Genomic DNA, 22,890 nt, shown 5'->3' on the forward strand with positions numbered 1-22,890 from the left:
TGAGATTCGCCCACCTGTCTGCCGGACGGCTTCAACACATGAAAACCACGCTGCTCAAATCCGAAGACTACACCCGCTCGCCCTGGAAGAACGGCGGCGGCATTTTCACCGATATCGCGGACGCCCATCGCGCGCACGCGCCGGTGAAGGATTGGGACAGCCTGCTCTGGCGCTTTGCCTCGACGCCGATCGTCGCGCCCGGTCCTTTCTCCTTTCTGCCCGGCATCGACCGCCTGCAGATGGTCATCGATGGACGCGGGCTGGTGCTGAAGGCTCCGGGGCTGCAATTCGATGAGCGCGAGCCGTTCACCACCGTGCGCTTCACCGGCGAGCTCGAGATCGTGACCGAGCTCGAGGCGGGGCCGGTCGAGGTCGTCAACCTGATGGCCCGGCGCGGTGCGGCGGAGATCGAGCTCGAAGCGCTCGGGGAACCCGGCGATCGGCCGTTGTCCGCCGGCACGCATCTGGTTTACGCGGCGCGCGGCGAATGCCGCATCCGCCTCGACGGCGAGGATTTTGCGATTTCGCACGAATGCACGCTGAAGGTCGAGCTGACCGAGGAATCGCGGCTCGCGCTCGTTTCGGGGCTGGCGGTGCTGGGATCGATCCGCCTCGCCGGCTAGACGGCAACCGCCCGCCGATGCGTACAATCCATGCAACTGGCCAGGTTGACGCCGCGGAGCCGGAGCACGATATCTCCCCACGTGAAGATCGCCGCGAAGGGGCAGGATATGAGCGTGCCGCAAGACAACCAGGCCCCCGCCACCCAGGCCGACGGCGTCGTCGACTGGCTGACCAACGGCACGCGTGACGAGCGCTTCATCGACAATATCTTTGCGCAGATGTGCATCCGGCTCCAGCAGGCGGGGATTCCGCTCAAGCGGTCGACGCTTCATGTCCTGATCCACCATCCGCAATGGCTGGGGGCCCGCTTCATGTGGTCCGACGGCATGCGCGAGGCGGAGATCGCGCGGGTCGACTACGACGTTCGCGAGCGGTCGGAATTCATCGGCAGTCCCGCCAACGAAATGTTCGACGGCGCGACCGAGGTGCGCGAAGATCTCGAGCGCGACCCCTCGCTCGGCCGCAAGCACGCCCTTTACGACGAGATGCGCGAGAAGGGCCTCACCGACTATGTGGCCTGGCCGCTCTACCACACGCTGGGCAAGCGCCATCTCGTCACCTTCGCGACCGACCGGCCCGGCGGTTTCGACGATGCGCATGTCGCCGCGCTGAAGAAGCTCTTGCCGGTGCTGGCGCTGGTGAGCGAGATCCGCATCAAGAACCGGCTGGCGCGGACGCTGCTCGAGACCTATGTCGGCGCCCATGCCGGCGAGCTGATCCTGGCCGGCGCCACCCGGCGCGGCACCGGCACGACGGTGCGCGCCGCGATCATGATCTGCGACCTCAGGGATTTCACCAAGATCTCCGACAACTGGCCGCGCGACGACGTCATCGACCTGCTCAACGATTATTTCGACGCGATGTCGGAGCCGATCGCGCGGCACGGCGGCGAGATCCTGAAATTCATCGGCGACGGCCTGCTCGCGATCTTCCCGCTCAGCGAGCCCGGCGCCTGCGCAAAGCTGCTGCGCGCCGTGACCGAGGCCCGCCAGGCCATGGCCGCGCTGAACGAGCGCAACAACGGGACCGGCCGCGCGCCCTTGAACTACGGCATCGGCGTCCATGTCGGCGACGTCATGTACGGCAATATCGGATCGAGCACCCGGCTCGACTTCACCGTGATCGGCCCCGCCGTCAACATGGCCTCGCGCCTCGAAGCCCTGACCAAGCAGCTGGGACGAACGGTGCTGTTGTCGCGGGATTTTGCCGAGCTGGTCGACCGCGAGTTCGACCTGGAGCGGGTCGGCAGGCACGAGGTGCGCGGCTTCAGCTATCCGATCGAGCTGTTCGCCTATCACGGCTGAGGGCGGGATGCTCGCGGCTGCGCCGCCTGCCCGATCGCAGGAAGCCGATGGTCCAGACTACTGTTTCGATCCGGTCCAGCTTCCGGCGCATCCATCGGATCGCCGGAATGTGCCGGAGCCGCTGCGGCCCGAAAACCGGCCCGACATGGTCCAGGTCAGGCTCCCCGCAGCTCCGACGCCGGACGTGGCGCCGTTCGGACTGACTTGAGCGGTGCCGTACTGTCCCACCAGCTTGCCGCCGGTGATGACCACCGCGTCGGTGGAGGTGCCGCAGGGCGTGCCGACACTGGTCAGAACCCATGCGCCGTCGAGATTGCCGCCCCCGCCGCTCCTTTGCGGCGCGCGGCCCGGCGCGTCGGCCTCCGGCTTGCTGCGTCGTGCCGGCTTCGAAGGCTCGGCTGCCCGCGGCGTCTGGCGCGAACCGGACAGTGACTTTTCGTCATTGCCGATGCTGCCGCCGGCGCTCCCCGATTGCGCACGCGCCATGTCCGGCAACGCGGCCACGGCCAGCGCGGCCGACAACAGCGCGGCTTCAAGACAATATCGAAACTGGTTTTGCATATTGCATGGGTCTCAATTGCACTGGTTTCAAATGAACCGGTCCGGCCCGACCGGAACACGTCGCGCCGACAATGCAGCAAGATTTGCCGGTCCCCGCCGCACGCGTCAAGCGCCGAGCCCTCCGCGCGCTGCTTCGCGCCGGATCGTATTGCCAACGCGAGGGTGTAGCACTACGCTTTGCACCCGGTAGCCCGAACGTTCCTACGATTGGCCGCGCGTTCATGCCAAGATTTCTTCGCATCGGAGTCCATCAGTCCAACGTCTCCGGATACACGTCGAAGGCATGGTGTGTCAGGCGTGTCGGCTCGGCGGTTTTCCTGAAATGGGGCGCCGTTGAGGTTCATGGCGCCGGCGACGGGCGCAAGGTCTATTGGACCCGCCTGCCGCAGGAGAAGACAGTTCGCTGTGGCAGCGCGCAGCGCGCCCAGGATTATGCAAAGGCCGCGATCGCGCGGCGCCGCAACCATCGTTACGAACCGCTGACCGGGCCCATTGCGAACCGGCGCCGATCGGCCGGCGCCGGCGCCGAGCTCAAGCAGGCCCTCGCCACCATCCTGATCGTCGACATCGTCGGCTCCACCGCCAAAGCTGCCAAGCTCGGCGATGCGCGCTGGACCAAGATCATGGGCCACTATTACGCGGCGGTTCGTAAAGAGCTGAAGAGCTCGCGCGGCAAGGAAGTGGTGACGACGGGCGACGGCGTGCTGGCGACGTTCAAGGCGCCGGCCGCCGGCATTGCCTGCGCAACCGCGATCCGGAAGGCGGTGCGCACGCTGGGCCTCGACATCAGGGTGGGCCTGCATGCCGGCGAGTACACGGTCAGCGGCACCGAGGCGGTCGGCCTCGCCTTTCACATCGGCACCCGCGTTGCCGCCAAGGCCCGCGCCGGCGAGGTTCTGGTGTCGAGCGCGGTCAAGGAGCTGATGAAGGCGCAGTCCCAGATCCGCTTCGCCGATCACGGCATGCACCAGCTCAAGGGCGTTCCGGAGCGATGGCGGCTGTACCGCGTGGAGGGGTGAGGGCGGGCCGGCCCGCGTTCCGGTCCGGCGGCCCCGCTATCGGCGCTTGAGCGTCAAGGCAGGCGCGACCGCTGCCACCACGCCGTCACCTCATCTGGACGACGACTTTGCCCCTGGCCCGCCCCTTTTCGAGATAGGCAAGCGCCTCTTTGGCCTGTTCGAACGGAAAGACCCTGTCGATCACCGGCCGGATGCGCTCGGCCTCGAGAAGCTCGCCGATCTCGGCGAGTTGCTTGCCGTCGGGATGCACGAACAGGAACGAATAGGCGGCGCCATTCTTGCTGGCATGGCGAATGATCTTGCGGCTCAGCAATCCGAACAGCAACACCATGAGGACATTCATCCCCCGGGCACGCGCGAACGCCGCGTCCGGGGGCCCGATCAGCGAAGCAATCGTGCTTCCCGGCTTCAGGATCCGAAGCGATTTTTCGAGCGCATCGCCCCTGAGCGTGCCCAGCACGGCGTCGTAGTCCCGCAGCACCTCCTCGAATTTCTGTGTCGTGTAGTCGATCACCTCGTCAGCCCCGAGGCTGCGCACCAGATCGATATTGCCGGTGCTGGTCGTCGTCCCCACCCGGGCGCCCAAAACTTTCGCGAGCTGGATCGCGAAGGTGCCGATCCCGCCGGCGCCGGCGGGGATGAACACCTTCTGACCGGGCCTGAGACGTATGCGCTCTCTGAGGGCCTGCAACGACGTCAGGCCGGCCATCGGGATCGAGGCCGCCTGCACGAAGTCCAGGTTGGCCGGCTTGAGCGCGGCAGCGTCCTCCGGCACGCGCGCGAATTCGGCAAGAGCGCCGGTTCCGAGATCGAAGATGCTGGCGAAGACGGCATCGCCCGGCTTGAAGCGGGTCACGCGGCTTCCAACCTCGACGACGAAGCCCGCAAGATCGCTGCCCAGCGTGGCCGGCAGTTGAAACTTGAGGATCGGCTTGAACATTCCTTTCGGAATCATGTTGTCGACCGGGTTCAAGCCCGCGGCGTGAACCTGGACCAGGATTTCGTTCGGCGCGGGCGCCGGCCGGGGAATGTCGGCCAACGCGACCTGATCCGGCTTGCCGTAGCGCTTGAAGACAAGAGCTTTCATTTTTCCTCTCGGTCCGAAGGTTCTTCGCAAATGGCGGCAGCAGGCCGCGCGTGCGCCGATTGCGCGCCGTCAGAAGGCCCGGGCGGTGCGCGCGGACTGCGATGCCGCCGGTGCATCTAGCCGCAGGTCCTTTCGAATTCCGGCATCCACCAGGACGGCTGGCGCAAACCGGCGCAGAAATCGCAGGCGCTTTGCGAGGCTGCCGGCCGTGTACTTGAGCTGCGGGCGCGCCGCGCTCGCCGCCTTCAGCACGGTCTCGGCCACCACGCCGGGCTGTTCGGCCGTCGCCATCACCTCGTTCACCCGCCTGGTCACGCCGGCGCGCGCCTCGCGATATTCATCGAGCTTGGCATCGGGCTCCAGGAAATTGGCGTCGAACGGCGTCCTGGTATAGGCGGGCTCGATCACCGAGACCCGGATGCCTCGCGTGCGCAGTTCATGGTCGAGCGATTCCGAATAGCCGGCCACCGCGTGCTTGGTTGCGGCATAGAGCGCGCCATAGGGCATCGGCAGAAAGCCGAGCACGGAGCCGATGTTGATGATGCGGCCGCTCCCCTGGCGCCGCATGTGCGGCAAGACGGCCCGTGTCATCCGGATCAGCCCGAAGAAGTTCGTCTCGAAGATCGCTCGGGCCTGATCCATCGAGCTCTCTTCCGCTGCCGCGGGGGCAACACCGAAGCCGGCATTGTTCACGAGCAGATCGACGCGGCCCTCTCGCCTTATCGCCTCGCTGACGGCGGCTTCCACCGATGCATCGCTGGTGACGTCGAGGGACAGCATCTCGAACGGTTGTCTGCCGGCCTGCGCGCCTCGCCGGCTGGTGCCGTAGACCTTGTAGCCGGCGTCGGCGAGCCGCTTCGCCGTGGCTTCGCCGATCCCGGACGAGGCGCCGGTCACGAGCGCGACCTTTGGCGTGATCCTGTTCATGAGCTTCTCCAGTGCTGTCATGGACCGTGAATTGATTTGATTACGATCGTAATTAAAGATATACATGACGACCGTAACTATAATTGTCAAGCCCGGGGGACCCGCCACATGCGCGTTTCAAAAGAACAGGCTGCCAAAAACCGCGAGCACATCCTTCAGGCCGCCTCCCGCCTGATGCGGGAGCGCGGCATCGCCGGCGTCGGGGTCGATGCACTCGCCGAGGCCGCCGGCATGACTCACGGCAGCCTGTACAGTCAGTTCGGCTCCAAGGAGCGGCTGGTCGAGGAGGCGATCGCCCATGCGATCAGCGCCAAGGGCCGCGAACTGCCCGCGGTTTTTGCGCTCGACGACTATGTTTCGGAGTACCTCTCGCCCGCGCATCGCGACGATCCCGCCGGCGGCTGCCCCTTCGCAGCTCTCGCTTGTGAGGTGTCACGCCAGAGCAGCGGCGTGAGGGAGCGCTTCACCGCCGGCGTGCGCGGCGCGATCGCCCTAGTGAGCAGCCGGATGCCCTCCGCACTGAAGCCGCGGCAGCGCGAGGACAAGGCGCTCGCGGCAACCGCATCGCTGGTCGGCGCCCTCGTGCTCGCCCGCGCCGTGAACGATCCCAAGCTGTCGGATGATATTCTTCGGGCGACGAGGAAGGAGCTGTTGGGGTGAGAGCGCTCTGAATTCTGGGAGTGTCGAACCGGCGAAAGCGGCCGGATTCGATGATCGCACCGTCACGGTAATCGGGCGCGCGCGTCCTCAAGGTCGGCAAACGGTCACTCTGTCGGGGGCGCGGCCCGCGCGAAATAGCGTGGCGGAGCGGTCATCACCTCGTCATCAGCGCACGCCCGTGCCTTTGCAGCGCTGGCACTTCACCACCTTGTCGCCCTTCTTGAGCAGGCCTTTGCCTTCGCAGTTCTTGCACTTCTGCTTCTTCTTGATGTTCGGGCCTTTTTCACTGGCCATGGAAGTCTCCTGCCGCGAGAGAGCGGTGAACCGCTGCTCGGTATAGGCTGGGCTCGGCGAGAGCGGTAGTCGATAATCCAGACGGACGCCGACGATGTTGCCATTTTCAGTCAATGTCGTCTCCGGGCCTTTCCTGGAGGCATGGGGGTTATCCGGCATCGATCGTCTGCATGCAAGCTTCGACGCCAACACCTTCGCCGCGCGTCTTGAAGGCGGTGACCGCTTCGCCATGGTCTTCGCCGGCATCACGCCTCATGCCGGTATGCGATCCCACCGGCTTCATGCTGCCGTCGTCTTCGGAAAGCGCGACGAGTGGCAGCAACAAGTTTCGTCCTCTCTTACCCGGGAAACGGCCTGGCATGTGCCGCAACGAGCTTGATCAAGTCAGCCTGACGGCGCACGCCGGTCTTTCCAAAGATATTCTGGAGATGCGTTTTCACGGTGGCCTCGCTGATGCCAAGCGCCTCCGCTATCCTGGGTACTCCGCTGACTTTCAGCAACGCATCAAGCACCCGCACCTCGCTCGGCGTGAGCCGAAATTGTCGCGCCGCCACTTCGGTCGGGTAACGCGCCGCCATTGACACCTTTCGGACGAAGACGGCGGCGACCGCAGAGTGGTGGGCCCCGGCTTGGCGGCGCGCCCCCGAGGTCAGCGGCAGGATATCGGCGACCCAATTCTGGCCAGGCTTGCCGGACAGCGGAATGGCAACACCATCCGCGCCGACAGCGCCGTCGCCACCGCTTGCGGCGGCGATGACATCGCGCAATACCTGCGCCGCATCTGGGTCCACGGCGATCAATGTGTGGTTGACGGCCCGCAGGATCGTCGCATCATCGAGCAGCGCTTGCGCGGCCATGTTGGAGAATGCAACGTGACAATGACTATCCAGCAGAAAAACGCCGGCGTCGAGCCCGTTGAGCGCATCTGATAGACTTCCGGCCTTTTCCTTTTGAAGGTCGATGACATTGCCGATCAATACCGCGCGGCGCACGTGGGGAACCAGCAGCTGCATGCGCTGCCGCATATCGTCGTCGGCAAGCCCTTGGCGCTCGCTTCGGAATACTCCGAACTGGGCGAAGCTCGTTGCGGTCTTGTCGAGCGTGGCAGCCAGATGATCGGCCCACCCGTTCGGCTTGACCCACTCCTTGTAGAAAGTCGTCTCGACGAACTCGCTATAAGGCAAGACGTTGGTCGTGTTGTAGATCTCCCCGATCTTGAAAAAGAATTGAGCCGTCAAACTCGGATCGAAACGGATATATTTGCTGAAATATTCGTCCACGCTGGAAGGTTCAACATTGTAGACGTAGTGAAGCTCACCCTGAACGGTGATGTCCTTCCAGTAAATTCCAGCCGCAGTTCCGCCGATGAATTGCGTCGCCTGCTCGAGAACGCCTGCCCACAAGCTGGAGTCGAGTGCTGCGTCGTAGATATTGCCGATCAGCAGCGACAAAAGTTCCGGATCGACCATTCCCGACACCGCTCGTTCGACTGACCACGATTGATGCAACTGGGCGATCGCATCAACCGACCTGTGGGACACCAATATGCTCTGAGACCTGACGGCCTTCAGTGTGTGCATGGTGCGAGTCGACTGCCTCCCACCCAAGGCGAGCGTTGTACAGGCGTAGAATATCGCAGGCCAGCCTAGATTTAGCGCGCCGGCATCGTGGCAGACTGCCGGACGGCATAGCGAACAGGCACTCTGTCGAGTGGAACGGACATTGCGATGACAGTGCTGCCTAATTCATGAACCTTCGAGTCTGCGAAGGCAGCCCGGGTCATTGAGCGCACTGTCGCCGTAATCCCGATGAATGCATCGATGTCCCGGCGAATCGATGGTGGCGTAGAGCATCAATGCCGTGCCACCGCCAAGTAGCCAGCTTCGGACCCACCGAGACGGCCAGAATCCTTGAGCACACCGTCAGCCCAATCCCGGCTTGCAGAACGCATGAATTTGCAAGCCGTTCTGCGAAGTCTCGCCGCAGCCAAAGGCCAGCCATGGGCTTATGGCAAATAAGGTGCTTAGCCATATTAAGGCAAGAAAGAGCGCGTCTAGGATGGTCCCGTTGGAGTGTTCACTCGAACGTCCCTGCATCCGTTGAAATATCTGCGATCGAAGTACAGTTGTCTCAAGCTCGTAGCCAGGTTGCGACTCATTGAGTGCACTGTCGCGGCAATCGCGCGTTTCCCTGGACGTCCTGCTAATTTGCCGCATTTCTCAGATCGACGATGCGGGCCATTTCGCGAATGCGCGATCGTTGCTGTTCGATCGCCGCGGAAAATTCGTCGGGCGTGCCGCCGAGAACGTGCTGCCCGGCCGCTTCGATGCGGGAGCGAATCGAGGGATCCGCGGATATCGCGCGCACGTCAGCGGAGATCTTGTCCCGCAACGTGGGCGACATACCGCGCCAGCCGAACAGACCCGCCAGCCCCTCGATCTCCATCTCCGGAAAGCCGGCCTCTGCGACCGTCGGAATGCCAGGCAGGCTCGGCTCACGCTCGGAACTTGCGACGGCAAGTATCCGCGCCTTGCCGGCGGCCACCGGACCTCCGACGGCCAGCAGGGCATGGGAAAGGATTTGAACGCGCCCCTCACTGAAATCCGCTTGCTGGGTCGTTCCGTCCCGGTAAGGAACGTAGACCTGCTTGAGCGACTGCCGTGCCAGCATCGCGGCATACAGGAAATGCGGCAGGCTCGGGCCTGAACTCCACGATAGTTCGCCGGGCTTCGATCGCGTCAGTTGAGCCAATTCCGGCAGCGAACGCACCGGCATTCGATCGTAAACCGCGATGACGAAAATGGCGCTCGCCGTCGAGGAGATCGGCACCATGTCGCGGGACGGATCGTAGGGCAACACTTCCTGCAGCCGCGGGTTCACGGTAATCATCGAGGCGGTCCCGTAAAGCAGGGTGTGGTCGTCTTTTGCATTCGCAAACGCGCCGCCACCGACGATGGCGTCCGCACCGGGCCTGTTCTCGACGATGACCGGCTTGCCCCATCGCCCGGCCAGCCCTTCGGCATAGAGACGCGCACTGAGGTCGTTGGCTGACCCGGCGGCAAATGGAACGATGATCTTCACGGCACGATTTGGCCAATCTTCGCCTGCAAGACATGTGGACAGGGTATCTGCATAGACCCCGGCAAGCAGCATCGTGAATGCGATGACATTTCGAATCTGCGGCAACCTCATCGCTTTTCTCCGTTGACCAACCGTGGGCAAGACGACAAGCATCAATAAGCGTCCTGAAACGCAATGTTGCCACCCATGTGGATGGGGCGGCGATGACAATTCCGGCCGCGATACCAGCAGACCACGGATGTGGGATCTCCGTCCTGAAACTGTCGTGAAATTAACCTGAAACTTCTCGCTGCCGCCGGCGCGCAGTTTCGGGTAAGATCAGGAAAATGAAACTGATCTTCAGCTCTTTGACGCTTGATCTGGAGCGGCTTTGCCTGCATGGGCCCGCCGGTCAAATTAGGCTGCGGCCGAAAAGCTTTGAAGTGCTGCGCTATCTTGCCGAGCACGCCGGACGGGCGCTCACCAAGGATGAATTGATCGCGGCCATTTGGCCTGATGTCACCGTCAGCGAGGAGTCGCTGACCCGTTGCATAAGCGATATCCGCCTCGCGATCGGTGACGACGCGCAACGCATCATCAAGACGCTGCCCAAGCGCGGCTATCTGCTCGAGGGGCCGGTCTCGCGTGATGGCAAGGGGGCCGGCCCATTGCCTCGATCGTCTGCCGACTTCCCCGCGATCGCTGTCCTGGCCTTCGCCAACCTCTCGCAGGATTCAAGTCAGGATTATTTCTGTGAAGGGATCATCGAGGACATCATCACCGAGCTTTCGCGATTTTCCGGATTGCTCGTGATCGCGAGGAATTCGTCGTTTCAATACAAAGGCCGAAGCGTCGATGTTCGACAAATCGGCAACGAACTCGGCGCGCGATATGTTCTCGAAGGAAGCATTCAAAGCAACGACGGCACTGTTCGTATCACGGCGCAATTGATCGACGCTGCACGGGGGGCGCATCTGTGGGCGGATCGATTTGACCGGAAGCTGGGCGATACATTCTCGATCCAGGACGAAATCGCGCGGATGATTTCCGTCAAACTGGCCATCCATATCGATGATGCCGAGGCACATCGTCCGCTGGCCAAGCCGACTGCCAATTGGGACGCATACGACTACTTCCTGCGCGGCAACCATATGATGAAGCGCCTGCTTACAGGGCCGGTCGAGGAACTCTATGAGGCGCGAAAGCTGCTCGAACGCTCCATCGAACTGGACCCCGCGTTCGCTCGTCCGTATGCGGCGCTCTCGACGACCTACACCTTGGCCTGGATTAATCCCGTCAACCATGAACACCAAAGCGAGGAAACCCTGCAGCGGGCGCTTGAACTTGCCCGGAAGGCCGTCGAACTCGGTCCGAACGAACCGTTCGGATACGGAGTTCTCGCCAATGCAGCCATGTTCCAGCGTGATCGCGCGGCATGTCTGGCGGCTTGGGATCGGGTTTTTGCACTAAATCCAAACTATTGCGACTGGCGATACGGCCAATGCCTGGTGTTGTTTGGCAAACCGGAAGAGGGGCTTGCCGCTCTTCGACGCTACATGCGGCTGGATCCTTTCTTTCCGCCGCAGGCATTGATGACCGAGGGACTCGCGCATTTCGTTCAGCGGCGGTACGAGGAGGCATTGGCGCCGTTTCGCGAAATGGTCGATCGCGCGCCGAACTTTCGGAACGGTCGCATGCTTTTGGCGGCGGCCTACGGGCATTTGGGAAAAACAAACGAAGCAGGGCCGCACATAGCGGCGCTGCTCAGGATCGAACCGGATTGCACGCTGAAGAAACTATCCGGCCAGCGCTATCTCCAGTCTGCCGAAGGTGTTCTTCACTATCTTGATGGGTTGCGTAAGGCGGGCCTTCCTGAGGGATGACCGGTTGTCGAGACCGGTACTTCCCCGGCTGCGGTCTTTGCCGGTCGGGTGGAAGAGGTTGACCGCTTTTGGCGCGAAGCGGCCGTTTGGCCAAGTCTCCGAATCTATGATGCAGGCGGAGAGTCCATAGCCAGAGCAAGTGTGGAGCGGTCGTTTGCGGACTGCTGAAGTATGGCAACGGACCACGGACAACGAAGTGCGGCACTTTCTTTGGTGGGCCCGGCTGAGCGGTTTTAGGTCCTACTGGCATTTTGGGGCGGGCTTAGCTATTGCCGTCGCGCTGATCGCCGTTACCGCGCTCATAGCGTGGCGAGAGGAAAGGTCCGAGAACCGTACAGCATGGGGTTCGGAGACTCGTCTGCGCGCGTTGCGGCGAGCTCGCAAGATGACCGTGGTGACGCTGGCAGAGTAATTGTAGGTCTCCACTGGTTCGGTCTGGTTCTGGGAAAACCGAAAAGCGCGCGTCTTGATGACCAGTCCATCACGTTCCAGTTGGGCGGCGCGCGCTGGTCGGACGAGAAAAGTAACATCGGCTCCGCCCTTGATAAGCATTCCACCGAAATAGCCCCCGAGCGCGCCCGCACCCAAAACAAGATATCGCATTAGCCCCCTCCTGCTGTCAGCTTCGGCTACATATTAAAGTACGCCGATCTGACATCAGGCTAGAGGGCCGATGACGGGTATGGGCCCAACAAGCGACATCGATCATGCAACGGAACGCCCTTGGGCAGAGCGAAGAGCCTCGGTGGGGGTTTTGTCCATCCGACAGCTTGGATTGGGCACAGAATCGTCGCCAACATGAGGTGACGTACGACAATCCTGTCTGCTAACGTAGTGTTGTTCGCATATTTGGGCGCTTGTTGCCCGCCAATCTATTGGAGGATTGTGTAATGGCTTTGGCGCTAGTTACCGGAACCAGCAGTGGCATTGGACTGGCAACCTCCGTGTCTTTGGCCCGTAACGGCCACACGGTAATCGCCACGATGCGAGATTTAAGCCGAGCCACAGAGCTAAGGAAAATAGCTGAAGCCGAAGATCTGCCAATCTCGTTCGAAGAACTCGACGTCAACAGCGATACTTCCGTTGATGGTCTAATGCGGCGTTTGCTCAACGACCGTGGTCACATCGATGTTTTGGTGAACAATGCGGGTCTCGGCGGTGGAGGGTCCATAGAAGAGCTTCCGCTCGAATTTTTTCGCGGAGTCATGGAAACTAATTACTTCGGTGCATTGCGATGCATAAAGGCCCTAATTCCAAATATGCGCGCACGTGGCGCTGGCTGCATCATAAATGTTACCTCAATCGCCGGTCGGATGGCGATCGCGCCAGCAGGGTCCTATGCCGCCTCCAAATGGGCACTTGAAGCACTCAGTGAAAGCTTGGCCCAAGAGATGAAGGCATTCAATGTGCGGGTCGCGATCGTCGAGCCCGGGGTAATTGCTACTCCCATATTTAGCAAGGCACGCCCGGTCTCCCCGGATAGTCCCTATCCTCACGCACGCCGACAGCGCGCGCTGTTTTCGGCGTCCTTGACCCAACCCACATCTCCGTACGTTGTTGGAGAAAAGATTTGCGAAATCGTGAAAAGCGGCAGTTGGCAGCTCCGATATCCTGTGGGCCCCGACGCCGAACCTTTCCTTAAATGGCGTGCAAGCAAGACTGACGAGGAGATCGTGCAAATGGGCGGGGCCACAGACGACGAATTTAAGTCAATCGCTAAGCGAGAGTTTGGCCTCGACGTCATTCTCTGATGAGGCAAGAAGAAGGGAGAACAATGCGACTACAAACTTGCGGACCACTTCTGCAACGGGTCAAACGCGGCGGTTTGTCTGAAGGTTCGCTATTTCCGCTCCACTGCTCACACCGGACATGCCGATGTAGGGCGCGCACGGCTGCAATGGGCCACGAACAGACTTCTTTTCTCTTGCCGTGTCCAAGAAAAGCCGCCTCGCGGCGGCCAGACGTCGGAAATACATTTCGTTCACTACGCTAGTGCGGACTGCCGCAGAGCCTAGGCTACAATCGGCCGGTGATCCGGTAGACTCGCGCCTCGCCTTCGACGCCGCGCAGCGGCGCCTCGAACTCCTCGACATGGTGGCCCGCCAGCAGCTGGCGAACAGCGGGCGCGGTGTAGAGTGCTTCAGTGAGACAGATTTCGCCGGCGTCGGCGAATGATTGCACCCGCGCGGCAATATTCACGGTCTGGCCGAAATAGTCGAGATTTTCGTTGAGGGTCACGGCGATAGAAGGTCCGCAATGTGCCCCCATTTTGAGAATGACGGCGGGCTGGCCGTGCTTGGAGTTGAACTCTCCGATGTCCCGCAGAATGTGCAGCGCTGCCGCCACGGCATCCACCGGCTGGAAAAACGCAGCCATGACGGCATCGCCGATGGTCTTCACAATGGCACCGGCATGCCGATGGGCAATTGCGTCGAGGAGAGCGAAATGTTCGCGGACGAGAGCATAGGCATTAAGATCCCCGAGGCGCTCGTAGAGCGCGGTCGATCCCTTCAGGTCCGTGAACAGGAACGTCACTTGCCGAACGCCGAGGCCCTCCTCCTCATCAACGCGCTCTGAGCGGAAGAGCTTGCGGAACGTCTGACGCGTCAGCAGCATCCCGCCCGAGACGTAGGGATCGAATTCGAGGGTCGGCTTCTCTGGCATTTCTAAGATTTCAGGTGGCCAGTTGATCAGGAGGAGCGATCCGCGCTTAGGGCCGATGTTGCTGATCTCGAAGACCACAGGCCCCGACGGCACGGCCGCAACGGAGGGCGTGAACCGCTGCCCGTCATAGGTGGTACGAACGATCGTCGGAGTATTCGGCATCTGCACGGCCGTGGGATCGAGCACGACCGGGAGCGTAAAGCCCGCCTGCGTCTGGACATTGACGCCTGAGACCGCGCCCGGCCCAATATCGGTCTGCAGCGTCGTTGTCAGGCCGGACGGCAGATAAGTCATTCCGCGAACGAAACCGCGCAAGACATCGACAAATCGAGTCTGTCCGCCGGGCAGCCGTCCGCTGTTGGCGAACTTGAGCTTCCAGTGCAGATCTTCGATCGAGAGATTGTCGACGTCATACAAGGCGAGGCGCCGAATTTGCGGCGAGACGGAGAAGGACACTTCGATGAAGTCGTCGAGTTCGGTCTGACCCTCGATATCGCAAAGCCCGCAGACGAAATGGCTCCGGAGCGCACGGAGCCTCCCGAAGCTTTCCAGCACCAGACCCGAGTGGGGGCAGAGAATGTCCCAATGCATGTCGACCAGCCCGGCGCGAGCGGCATGGAGAAACAGATCGATCGACTCCGGCTCAGCCACACTGCGATCACGGGCGAACGCCAGCGGATTGGCGCGGTACACGCTAACCTCGTCACCACTGCGGATCAGCGTTTCGAACTTGGAGATTACGCGCGGGCTCCAAGTGCGGGCCTGCTCGATCTGCGTCATCTTGCTTTCGAGAAGACGCTCGTCAATGGATGTCATCGATCAGCTCCTGACGATGGCAGTCTATCAGCTTCGCCCGGTCCTCGCGAGCCATCCGATGCCGCAGGGCCTATTGCACTGCAAAGATTTTCAATCCACCCATGTCGCTTATGGGTCAACAGCGTCGGTTTGATGGGGAGCCGCGTCACTTCCGATCCGCCCCGATTAGCTGACCATATTCGAGCCAAACTGCACTTCGCCGTGGGCCACAATCGGACTTGGGACCATTTAGCGGAGTGGACGAAGGTCTCTGCAGGTTGAAGGCGATCATAATGTCCGGCGGCCCCCGCGACGGGAGGGGTTCCTTTTTGCTCGCCGCCGGTGTTTCCTCTGCACGGCGGAGAACAGGCATGCAGGGATCGTTGGGGGAGAAGATTGGTGAAGGCGCCCACTCCGAAGCCTACACTTGGGCGCCCGGTCAGGTCGTCAAACTGCTCAAACCCGGCGTGCCGCGGGGGATGGCCTGGTTCGAGGTGCGCATGATCCGCGCCGTGCTCGCCGCCGGGGTTCCGGTGCCTGAGGTGTTCGGCGAGGTGACGCTGGACGGGCGCTTCGGCATCGTGCTGCAGCGGCTCGACGGACCGACCCTGCTGCAGCTAACTCGAACCGGCGCGGTGACGTTCGAACAGGCCGGTGCGATCGTTGCGGCCCTCGCCATGTCCATTCACAAGACGCCCCTGCCGTCGGAGGTCCTCTCCATGCGCGAGTGTATGGAGGCTCGGTTGGATCACGACGATGGCAAGCTCCCGAAGCACATCGCCCCTGAAATCCTCACGCTGATCGATCGCTTGCCGCCCGGCGACGGGCTTTGCCATACCGACCTGAGCCCGGGGAACGTGATCATGACATCGGAAGGCCCAAAGCTGGTCGACTGGGCCGGCGTGATGTGCGGGCCCGCCGTGCTGGAGCTAGGGTTCTTACATGTTGTCCTTTCTGAACTCGCCCCGGAAATAGCCGACAATCCAGAGCGTCCGCGCGCGACCAATGCGGCCGCGCAAACCGAATACGCGCGGCTGACCGGCATATCCCCCGCGGAGCTGACGGCGGCCATGGAGCCGTATTTGCCCATCGTCCGCACCTTCATCATCCTCGGCGACGTGGTGCCGTCATTGCGGGAGCGGCTGATCCAGCGCATCGAAGCGGGGCTGCGCTCGGAAGACTGAACCGTCTTGGTCGCGCGCGAGCCGAAGGGGCCTGTCGAAGCGAGGCGTCGGTGTCTCCTTTGGGGCAATCGAAGTCCTTATTGCGAGCCTTGATCAGCTCAGCGCAATGGTCAAACAGCCCAACCAGCCGCTCACGGTTCACGTTGCGGCCCATACGATTTTCAACGGATTGATGGAAGTTCGCGACAAGCTGGCGGCACGCAAGCCGGGCGAACCCAATCCGCTGGTCGATCCGGATGCGTTGCTCAAAATGCTCGCCACACAGCGCAGCGGCGCCGAACAGCGGCTTGAGATTGAACGCAAGGCCGGACGCTGAGGGATCCCCGGGATTGGTCGAGGAGGCCCGCTATCGAAGGTAACCGGACCATCCTACGAAACTCGGAAGACTGCAGCCCATCAGGTCTAGTGAAAGATCGCAATACGTCGCTTGTTATCCGGCCGGATCGCTTGGGCGGCCACCACATCATAGCGCCACGGCGAAGCAATAGTGCCCATCTTCATCGGGCCGTGGCGCGCCAATCTCGTAAAGCCGAAACCGCTCTTCCATCTCGCCTGCGTTGCTTAGCGATCAACAGCGCCTTTCACAGCTCCGCACGTTCGCCGCCTCCTGCGAACAGATACTGACCATTTCTGTGGCGGTAACGGTGGCGGCGATTTTCAACCCCCGTGCCGCCAATGCGTAATGCGTTGATTTCATTGGTGGGCCCGGCAGGACTCGAACCTGCAACCAGACCGTTATGAGCGGCCGGCTCTAACCATTGAGCTACAGGCCCCGCCGCGAGACGGCCGCGGGACTGCGCGGCCGGCAACGGTGCGCGGTTCGTTTACAGGGATGGAGGCGGGGGTGCAATGCTGGCTCTGGCGGATGGGGACGCCGGCGCAGCAATGCCCGAGATTTGCGAATACCCGAAATTGGCGATGATGCACTTATAGTCCTGTTTTGCCCGACGGGTCAAATCGCCTTCACCGGGGTTCGTTCGTCTCACCCTGTAACCCCTTGTAACCGCTAGCTTCGTCTACTGTGCATGGGGTTGTTTTCGATGTTTTTGATGAGAGGGGGCCTTTCGTCCCCTCCGATGTCTCGTTGGCGAGCTGCAGGCTCGCGGCAGATCGCCGGTGCTAGTCCACCGACACCCCGGCGAACGCCACGACCTTGCGCCACTTCTCGGTCTCGTCGCTGACCAGCTTGCCGAACTCGGCCGGCGTCATCGGCTTGGGGATGCCGCCGGTCTCGGCCAGGCGCGCCACCAGCTTCGGGTCCTTCAGGGCCTCGTTGACCGCCTTGTTGACGATCTCGACGATTTCGGGTGGCGTGCCCTTCGGCGCGGAGATGCCGTAGAAGCCGACCGATTCGAATCCCGGCACGGTCTCGGCGATCGTGGGCACGTCCGGCACGGTCGGCCAGCGCTGCGGCGAGGTCACGCCCAGCGCGCGGACATTGCCGCCCTTCGATTGCTCGAGCGCGGAGGGCAGATTGTCGAAGATCAGCTGCACCTTGTTGGAGATGATGTCGGGGAACGCGATCGCCGAGCCGCGATAGGGCACGTGCACCATGTCGCACTTGGTCATCGCCTTGAACAGCTCCGCCGACATGTGCACCGAGGTGCCGTTGCCGGACGAGGCAAAGGAGATCTTGCCGGGGTTGGCCTTGCAATAGTCGATGAACTCCCGAACCGTCTTCGCGGGAAACGCGTTGGAGACGACCAGCATGTTGGTGAGCTGCATGATGCTGGCGACCGGGGCGGTATCGCGCAAAAAGTCGAACGGCAGCTTCTTGTAGAGCGAGGTCGAGATCGCGTTGTTGGGCGCGACGAACAGCAGCGTATAGCCGTCGGCCGGCGAGGCGATCGCAGCAGCTGCCGCGATGTTGCCGCCGGAGCCGGTGCGATTCTCGACGATGAATTGCTGGCCGAGGCGGTCCGACAGCCATTGCGCCATGATCCGCGCGACGATGTCGACCGGACCGCCGGCGGCGAAGCCGATCATCCAGTGCACGGGACGGTCGGGATAGCCGGCGTAGGCGGGAAGGGGGGCGCTGAAAAGCGAGATAAGGAAAACCAGCCCGAAAAAACCGTTACGCAAAATTCGCAACATGAAGCCTCCCGTTGTTCTATTGTCGTTGGGTGACATGCTTTCACAAAAACCGCTTCCTGCCTACATCGTCGGACGTCGATGTTGACGCGGGGCGGCCGGGAACGACCATGAGATTCGCTTTTGTTTTCCTTCTCGGCGCGGCGCTGCTGTTGAGCCCCGCCGCCGCTCAAACCGGAGGCAGCGCCATTCCGACCACGACACCCGGCCTCAAGATAAGCCTGGGCACCGCGACGCCCGGCGGCGGCTTTCCGCTCTATGGCAACGCCTTCGCGGACATGATGAACGCGGCCGATCCGCAAACCACCATCGCGCCGCGCAACACCAGGGGCAGCAACGAGAACATTCCGCTGCTGGAGAAAGGCGAGCTCGATCTCGCTCTGGTCGCGGGCGAGCCGGCCTATGAAGCCTTCGCCGGCATCGGGCGTGCGCCGGTACGGCTGAGGATTCTCACCGCGATCTATTCCAACCCCGGCATGTTCGTGGTGCGCGCGGACAGCCCCTACAAGACGATTGCAGATCTCGTCGGACAACCGGTGGCGTTCGGCGCCAAGGGCTCCGGCCTGCCGATCCTGGCGCGCTATGTGCTCGATGGCCTCGGGTTGAAGCAGGACGAGGATTTCAAGGCTGTCTATCTCGACCGCGCCGGCGACGGCCCCGCGATGGTCGAGGATGGGCGTGTCGCAGCGCTCTGGGGCGCCGGCATCGGCTGGCCCGGCTTTGCCGCGGTGGCCTCGAGCCCATCCGGCGCGCGCTTCATCGCGCCCAGCGCGGACGAGATCACGCGCATCCGCGCCAAGCATGCGTTCCTCAAGCCGCTGACCGTGCCGGCCGGCTCCTACCCGAAGCAGGCCGAGCCGATCGGCTCGCTCGGTTCCTGGAGCTTTGTGCTGACGCGGGAGGATCTGCCGGACGATGTCGCCTATCGCCTCGCCAAGACGCTGCACGGTATCGAGGCGAATTTCTGCAAGAAGCTCGCTCAGGCCTGCGAGACCACCGCGGCAAACACCGTCGCCGCGGCGCCGAAGCCGGAGCTGATCCATCCCGGCGTGATGAAATATTTTCGCGAGATCGGCGTGGTGAAGTAGGACACCGCGCCTCCGCTTACTTCCCTTCTCCCTTCTTGTGGGAGAAGGTGGCGCGAAGCGCCGATGAGGGGTACCTCTCCGGTAATTCAGCTGCGAGATGGGCGCTCGCGGAGACAATCCCTCACCCGGCTTCGCTTCGCGAATCCACCCTCTCCCGCAAGGGGAGAGGGTACACCGTCAGCGCGGCTACGCCGTCACTTCTTCACCATCGCGCACGCCGGGTCCGGCGGACCGAACGCCTTGTCGCCGGGGATCGTCGCAAGGATCTTGTAATAGTCCCACGGATATTTGCTCTCCTCCGGCGTCTTCACCTGCACCAGCCAGAGATCGTGCACCATCAGATTGTCCTCGCGCAGTCTGCCGTTGCGGGCGAAGAAATCCTCGATCGGCTTTTCGCGCATCTTGGCGGCGACCTTGAGCGGATCGTCGGTGCCGGTCTCCTTGATGGCGTTGAGATAGTGCATCACGCTGGAATAGACGCCGGCCTGCCACATCGTCGGCATCTTGTTCATCTTGGCGAAATAGCGCTTCGACCATTCGCGGGTCTTGTCGTCCATGTCCCAGTAGAACGAGGTCGTCAGCAGCAGGCCCTGGGCTGCCTGCAAACCGAGGCCGTGGATGTCGGTGATCAGCGCCAGCAGCGCCGCCATCTGCTGGCCGCCCTTGAATACGCCGAACTCCGAGCCGGTCTTGATCTCGTTCATGTTGTTTGGGGGGCCTGCCGCAATGCCGATGATCTTGGCCTTGGAAGCCTGCGCCTGGAGCACGAACGATGATAGATCCGGCGTTGCCAGCGGCGGCCGCACCGAGCCCAGCACCTTGCCGCCACTGGCGGTGACGACGCTGGAGGCGTCGCGCTCCAGCGAATGGCCGAAAGCATAGTCGTCGGTGATGAAGAACCAGCTGTCGCCGCCGCGCTTGACCACCGCGTCCGCGGTGCCGACCGCGAGCGCGCGGGTGTCGAACACCCACTGGATCGCATAGGGCGAGCAGAACTTGCCGTGGAAATCGGCGGTGCCGGTGGAGTGGGTGATGAACAGTCGCTTCTTCTCGGTGGCGACGTTCTGCACCGCGAGCCCGACCGCGGAGACCGGGACGTCGACGATCAGATCGACCTGGTCGACGTCGTACCAGCGCCGCGCGATGCCGCCGCCGATGTCGGCCTTGAGCTGGTGGTCGCCGATCACGATGCTGATCGGCTTGCCGAGAACCTTGCCGCCGAAATCGTCGATCGCCATCTGCGCCGCCGTCACCGAGCCCTGGCCGGTCGGCGCCGAGGCCGGACCGTTCATGTCGGTGAGCACGCCGATCTTGACGATGTCGTCGGAAACCTGCGCCATTGCGGCACCCGGCAACAGCGCTGCGAAGGCGGCCGCGACCGGCAGTCCAAATCTCGTTGGCTTCACGTTTGTCCTCCCCTGGTCCGGCGCGTTGGCCGGTGTTGCTGGCCGGGTATGGCCCGGCTGAATTGGTTTCTTTTGCAACTATTTTGGGGCGGGCGTCAACGTCAGGCCGCGAAGCGGATTTGCCCGGCGGGCGAGGGGTCGTAGCCGGTCAGCTCCTCGGCGCGCTGGCGCAATCGTTTTTCGCCGAGGAACCGGATCAGGGCCTGCATGGCGGGGCGGAAATAGCTGCGCTGCCGCATCGCAAGATCGAGGTTCTCCCAGACCAGCGGCACGAAATCGAGACCGGCCGAGCGCGCCGCCGCGCGCGTCGCGATTCCGCAATCGGCTTGGCCCGCGCGGACCACTTCGGCGAGATCCGGCCCGGTCAGGGCGGGCGTCTCGATCCGTCGCAAATCCCGCGTCGAGGCGCCGGTGCGCTTGAGCAGCACGTCGAGCAGCATCTGCGCGCCCGTGCCTTGCTGCCGCATCGCCATCCTGGCACCGAGCGCGAGCACGTCAGACAGGCCGCGCAGCCGCTTGGGATTGCCCGGCGGCAGCACGAGGCCCTGCTCGCGGCGCACGAACGCGACCAGCAATGCATCATGCAGGTCAGGAGCGGCCCGCAGCGCTTCGACGCTGGCATCGCGGGCGAGATTCTCGGCCGCATCCAGGCTGTGGAAGTGCACCGCCACGGCCATCACCTCGTCGCGCTGCAGCCGCTCGAGCCCGCGCGCGCTGCCCTCGCTCATCGATCCCAGGCCCGAGCCGGATTCGCGCAGGCTCCAGTCCAGGAGCTCGTCCTGGCTGCCGCCCACGACCGGCGGCGGCTCCGCGATCAGCATGCCGGCCGGACGCGCAAGGCCCGACAGCACCCAGAGGTCGAGCTCATGCCGCGGGAAGAGCCACTTTCCGGTCACCTTGGTGCAAGGGATCGCGCCGGTGGTGACGAGTTCGTAAAGCTTGCGTTCGCCGAGCCGAAGATAGTCGGCGGCTTCGCTGGTCGTCAGGAATTCCATCCTGCATTCCTATGCAAATTCTTGCTTCTTTTTGGACATTCGTCGCAGGTGGAATTCTGCAGTTCTATTTCGGTCCGCGCGAACCATGCCCGATCATCTCGCTGCTTTGCAACAGATGCTGATCAGTGATTTCGCATTGGGTTTACAATCTGCAGCGCTCGAATGGTGCGGGCCTTGCGGACGTCGCGCTTTTCCTCGCAACCAACGTGCCGGTTGATTGGTTGCCGAGATTTCCCGGCACCCCGCCACATCGCGATCGGGTGCACGGTAAAAAGCCTGTTGCCGGTGGTAATCCGATTTGCGCTCTATCTTTTGTTGCTTCCGCCGATGGGCAGATGCGTCATGAGCGCGGCGCAATCGCTCATCATGATCGCGCCGTCTCCAATGGAACCCGCTCATGGCCGTTCGACTGTCCGTTGCCTTCGCACTTCTCTGCGGCCTCGTCGCGGGCGTGGCGGCGTCATCCGCCGAGGACCGCGCGATCGTCCTGGCCACGACGACATCGACGCAGGAATCCGGCCTGCTCGACTACCTGCTGCCGATCTTCCACGACAAGACCGGCATCGAGGTGACCGTAATCGCACGGCGTGCCGATGAGGTGCTCGACGGACCGCGAAGGGGGGAGGTTGATGTCGTGCTGATGCATGCGCGGCCGCAGGAGGAGAAATTCGTCGCCGACGGTTTTGGCGCAAAGCGCTTCGACGTGATGTACAACGACTATCTGCTGATCGGGCCGAAGAGCGACCCCGCCGGCGTGAAAGGCAAGGATATCGCGACCGCGCTGAAGGCTATCGAGGCCAAGGGCGCGCCGTTCGTGACGCGCGGCGATCGCTCCGGCACCCATGCCGCCGAGCTCGCGCTCTGGATCGTCGCCGGCATCGACATCGCGAGCACCAAGGGCGCCTGGTATCGCGAAGCCAGGCAGGGCATGACTGCCGCCCTCGAGGCCGCGCGCACGGCGAACGCCTATGTGCTGTCCGACCGCGGCAGCTGGATCGCGTTCAGGGAGCGCGGCGATCTCGACGTCGTCGTCGAAGGCGACAAGCGTCTGCTCAACCAATACGGCGTGATGCTGGTGAACCCGGACAAATTTCCGAACGTGAAGAAGGAACTGGGGCAGACATTCGTCGACTGGCTGATCTCGCCGGAGGGGCAGGCCACGATCGCCCGCTACAAGGTCGACGGCCAGCAGCTGTTCTTCCCCAATGCGGACAAGTCGGGCGGCTGACCTCCGCATCGCCCTCGGTT

At 62.8% G+C, this 22,890-nt stretch carries 21 protein-coding genes, 1 tRNA gene and 1 pseudogene; 10 read left to right on the top strand and 13 right to left on the bottom strand.

The features are described from left to right. Positions 1-38 precede the first annotated feature (38 nt). Together JQ572_RS04720 and JQ572_RS04725 are read left to right on the top strand one after the other, a co-directional pair. Entirely contained in the window at positions 39-623 is a 585-nt protein-coding gene (locus tag JQ572_RS04720; protein ID WP_211381787.1) for a HutD/Ves family protein, read from the top strand. 108 nt (positions 624-731) lie between these two features. Next, positions 732-1,928 (top strand): adenylate/guanylate cyclase domain-containing protein, encoded by a 1,197-nt coding sequence (locus JQ572_RS04725; protein ID WP_211381788.1) that lies wholly within the window; start codon positions 732-734, stop codon positions 1,926-1,928. A 57-nt stretch (positions 1,929-1,985) separates the two neighbouring features. On the opposite strand, the gene JQ572_RS04730 is transcribed toward JQ572_RS04725, so the two are convergent. Next, positions 1,986-2,489: a hypothetical protein gene (locus JQ572_RS04730; RefSeq protein WP_211381789.1), complete on the bottom strand. Its 504-nt coding sequence runs from the start codon at positions 2,487-2,489 to the stop codon at positions 1,986-1,988. A 221-nt stretch (positions 2,490-2,710) separates the two neighbouring features. Here JQ572_RS04730 and JQ572_RS04735 point away from each other — a divergent pair, with 221 nt between their 5' ends. Then, positions 2,711-3,508 carry an adenylate/guanylate cyclase domain-containing protein gene (locus JQ572_RS04735; RefSeq protein ID WP_211381790.1) on the top strand — a complete coding sequence of 266 codons (798 nt, stop codon included), beginning with the start codon at positions 2,711-2,713 and terminating at the stop codon, positions 3,506-3,508. 85 nt (positions 3,509-3,593) lie between these two features. Here the strand turns inward: JQ572_RS04735 and JQ572_RS04740 are convergent, their stop codons facing one another. Both JQ572_RS04740 and JQ572_RS04745 read right to left on the bottom strand, forming a co-directional pair. Then, the gene (locus JQ572_RS04740; RefSeq protein WP_211381791.1) at positions 3,594-4,595 is read right to left on the bottom strand and encodes an NADP-dependent oxidoreductase; all 1,002 of its coding nucleotides are present in this window, start codon (positions 4,593-4,595) and stop codon (positions 3,594-3,596) included. 69 nt (positions 4,596-4,664) lie between these two features. Beyond that, complete coding sequence (locus JQ572_RS04745) at positions 4,665-5,522, bottom strand: oxidoreductase (protein ID WP_211381792.1); 858 nt, start codon at positions 5,520-5,522, stop codon at positions 4,665-4,667. A gap of 108 nt (positions 5,523-5,630) precedes the next feature. Between JQ572_RS04745 and JQ572_RS04750 the strand changes: the two genes are divergently transcribed. Next, a complete protein-coding gene (locus JQ572_RS04750; protein WP_211381793.1) occupies positions 5,631-6,182 on the top strand; it encodes a TetR/AcrR family transcriptional regulator in 552 nt (183 codons plus the stop codon). Positions 6,183-6,347: 165 nt separating this feature from the next. Here the strand turns inward: JQ572_RS04750 and JQ572_RS04755 are convergent, their stop codons facing one another. The 4 genes from JQ572_RS04755 to JQ572_RS04770 form a co-directional block, all read right to left on the bottom strand. Next, on the bottom strand, positions 6,348-6,635 hold the full coding sequence (locus tag JQ572_RS04755; protein ID WP_211382441.1) for a DnaJ-like cysteine-rich domain-containing protein: 288 nt from the start codon (positions 6,633-6,635) through the stop codon (positions 6,348-6,350). Continuing rightward, positions 6,625-6,801, bottom strand: coding sequence for a hypothetical protein (locus JQ572_RS04760; RefSeq protein ID WP_211381794.1), 177 nt, complete (start codon positions 6,799-6,801; stop codon positions 6,625-6,627). The genes JQ572_RS04755 and JQ572_RS04760 overlap by 11 nt, the downstream gene beginning before the upstream one ends. A gap of 13 nt (positions 6,802-6,814) precedes the next feature. After that, positions 6,815-7,945, bottom strand: coding sequence for a helix-turn-helix transcriptional regulator (locus JQ572_RS04765; RefSeq protein WP_211381795.1), 1,131 nt, complete (start codon positions 7,943-7,945; stop codon positions 6,815-6,817). A gap of 733 nt (positions 7,946-8,678) precedes the next feature. After that, positions 8,679-9,668, bottom strand: a complete 990-nt coding sequence (locus JQ572_RS04770) for a Bug family tripartite tricarboxylate transporter substrate binding protein (protein WP_211381796.1) — start codon at positions 9,666-9,668, stop codon at positions 8,679-8,681. A 215-nt stretch (positions 9,669-9,883) separates the two neighbouring features. Between JQ572_RS04770 and JQ572_RS04775 the strand changes: the two genes are divergently transcribed. Further along, the gene (locus tag JQ572_RS04775; protein WP_211381797.1) at positions 9,884-11,419 is read left to right on the top strand and encodes a winged helix-turn-helix domain-containing protein; all 1,536 of its coding nucleotides are present in this window, start codon (positions 9,884-9,886) and stop codon (positions 11,417-11,419) included. Positions 11,420-11,881: 462 nt separating this feature from the next. Here JQ572_RS04775 and JQ572_RS35500 read toward each other — a convergent pair. Next, positions 11,882-12,022, bottom strand: a pseudogene (locus JQ572_RS35500) (2-dehydropantoate 2-reductase N-terminal domain-containing protein); the annotation flags it as partial. A 287-nt stretch (positions 12,023-12,309) separates the two neighbouring features. Here JQ572_RS35500 and JQ572_RS04785 point away from each other — a divergent pair. After that, entirely contained in the window at positions 12,310-13,170 is an 861-nt protein-coding gene (locus JQ572_RS04785) for an SDR family oxidoreductase (protein ID WP_211381799.1), read from the top strand. A 265-nt stretch (positions 13,171-13,435) separates the two neighbouring features. Here the strand turns inward: JQ572_RS04785 and JQ572_RS04790 are convergent, their stop codons facing one another. Then, entirely contained in the window at positions 13,436-14,899 is a 1,464-nt protein-coding gene (locus JQ572_RS04790) for an adenylate/guanylate cyclase domain-containing protein (RefSeq protein WP_211381800.1), read from the bottom strand. Between the two features lie 350 nt (positions 14,900-15,249). Between JQ572_RS04790 and JQ572_RS04795 the strand changes: the two genes are divergently transcribed. Together JQ572_RS04795 and JQ572_RS04800 are read left to right on the top strand one after the other, a co-directional pair. Then, positions 15,250-16,062 (top strand): phosphotransferase, encoded by an 813-nt coding sequence (locus JQ572_RS04795; RefSeq protein ID WP_211381801.1) that lies wholly within the window; start codon positions 15,250-15,252, stop codon positions 16,060-16,062. A gap of 106 nt (positions 16,063-16,168) precedes the next feature. Then, complete coding sequence (locus JQ572_RS04800) at positions 16,169-16,378, top strand: MBL fold metallo-hydrolase (protein ID WP_211381802.1); 210 nt, start codon at positions 16,169-16,171, stop codon at positions 16,376-16,378. Positions 16,379-16,759: 381 nt separating this feature from the next. Here the strand turns inward: JQ572_RS04800 and JQ572_RS04805 are convergent. Continuing rightward, positions 16,760-16,835: transfer RNA gene (locus tag JQ572_RS04805), tRNA-Ile, on the bottom strand. 346 nt (positions 16,836-17,181) lie between these two features. Beyond that, positions 17,182-18,156 (bottom strand): Bug family tripartite tricarboxylate transporter substrate binding protein, encoded by a 975-nt coding sequence (locus JQ572_RS04810; RefSeq protein WP_211381803.1) that lies wholly within the window; start codon positions 18,154-18,156, stop codon positions 17,182-17,184. A 107-nt stretch (positions 18,157-18,263) separates the two neighbouring features. Between JQ572_RS04810 and JQ572_RS04815 the strand changes: the two genes are divergently transcribed. Continuing rightward, positions 18,264-19,241 (top strand): TAXI family TRAP transporter solute-binding subunit, encoded by a 978-nt coding sequence (locus tag JQ572_RS04815; RefSeq protein ID WP_211381804.1) that lies wholly within the window; start codon positions 18,264-18,266, stop codon positions 19,239-19,241. A gap of 194 nt (positions 19,242-19,435) precedes the next feature. Here the strand turns inward: JQ572_RS04815 and JQ572_RS04820 are convergent, their stop codons facing one another. Both JQ572_RS04820 and JQ572_RS04825 read right to left on the bottom strand, forming a co-directional pair. Next, a complete protein-coding gene (locus tag JQ572_RS04820; protein ID WP_211381805.1) occupies positions 19,436-20,647 on the bottom strand; it encodes an ABC transporter substrate-binding protein in 1,212 nt (403 codons plus the stop codon). Positions 20,648-20,748: 101 nt separating this feature from the next. Then, a complete protein-coding gene (locus tag JQ572_RS04825; RefSeq protein ID WP_211381806.1) occupies positions 20,749-21,642 on the bottom strand; it encodes a helix-turn-helix transcriptional regulator in 894 nt (297 codons plus the stop codon). Between the two features lie 397 nt (positions 21,643-22,039). Between JQ572_RS04825 and JQ572_RS04830 the strand changes: the two genes are divergently transcribed. Then, entirely contained in the window at positions 22,040-22,870 is an 831-nt protein-coding gene (locus tag JQ572_RS04830) for an ABC transporter substrate-binding protein (protein WP_211381807.1), read from the top strand. The last annotated feature ends 20 nt before the right edge of the window (positions 22,871-22,890 follow it).

This window comes from Bradyrhizobium sp. SZCCT0153 (assembly GCF_018129995.1).
Classification (GTDB): domain Bacteria; phylum Pseudomonadota; class Alphaproteobacteria; order Rhizobiales; family Xanthobacteraceae; genus Bradyrhizobium; species Bradyrhizobium japonicum_G.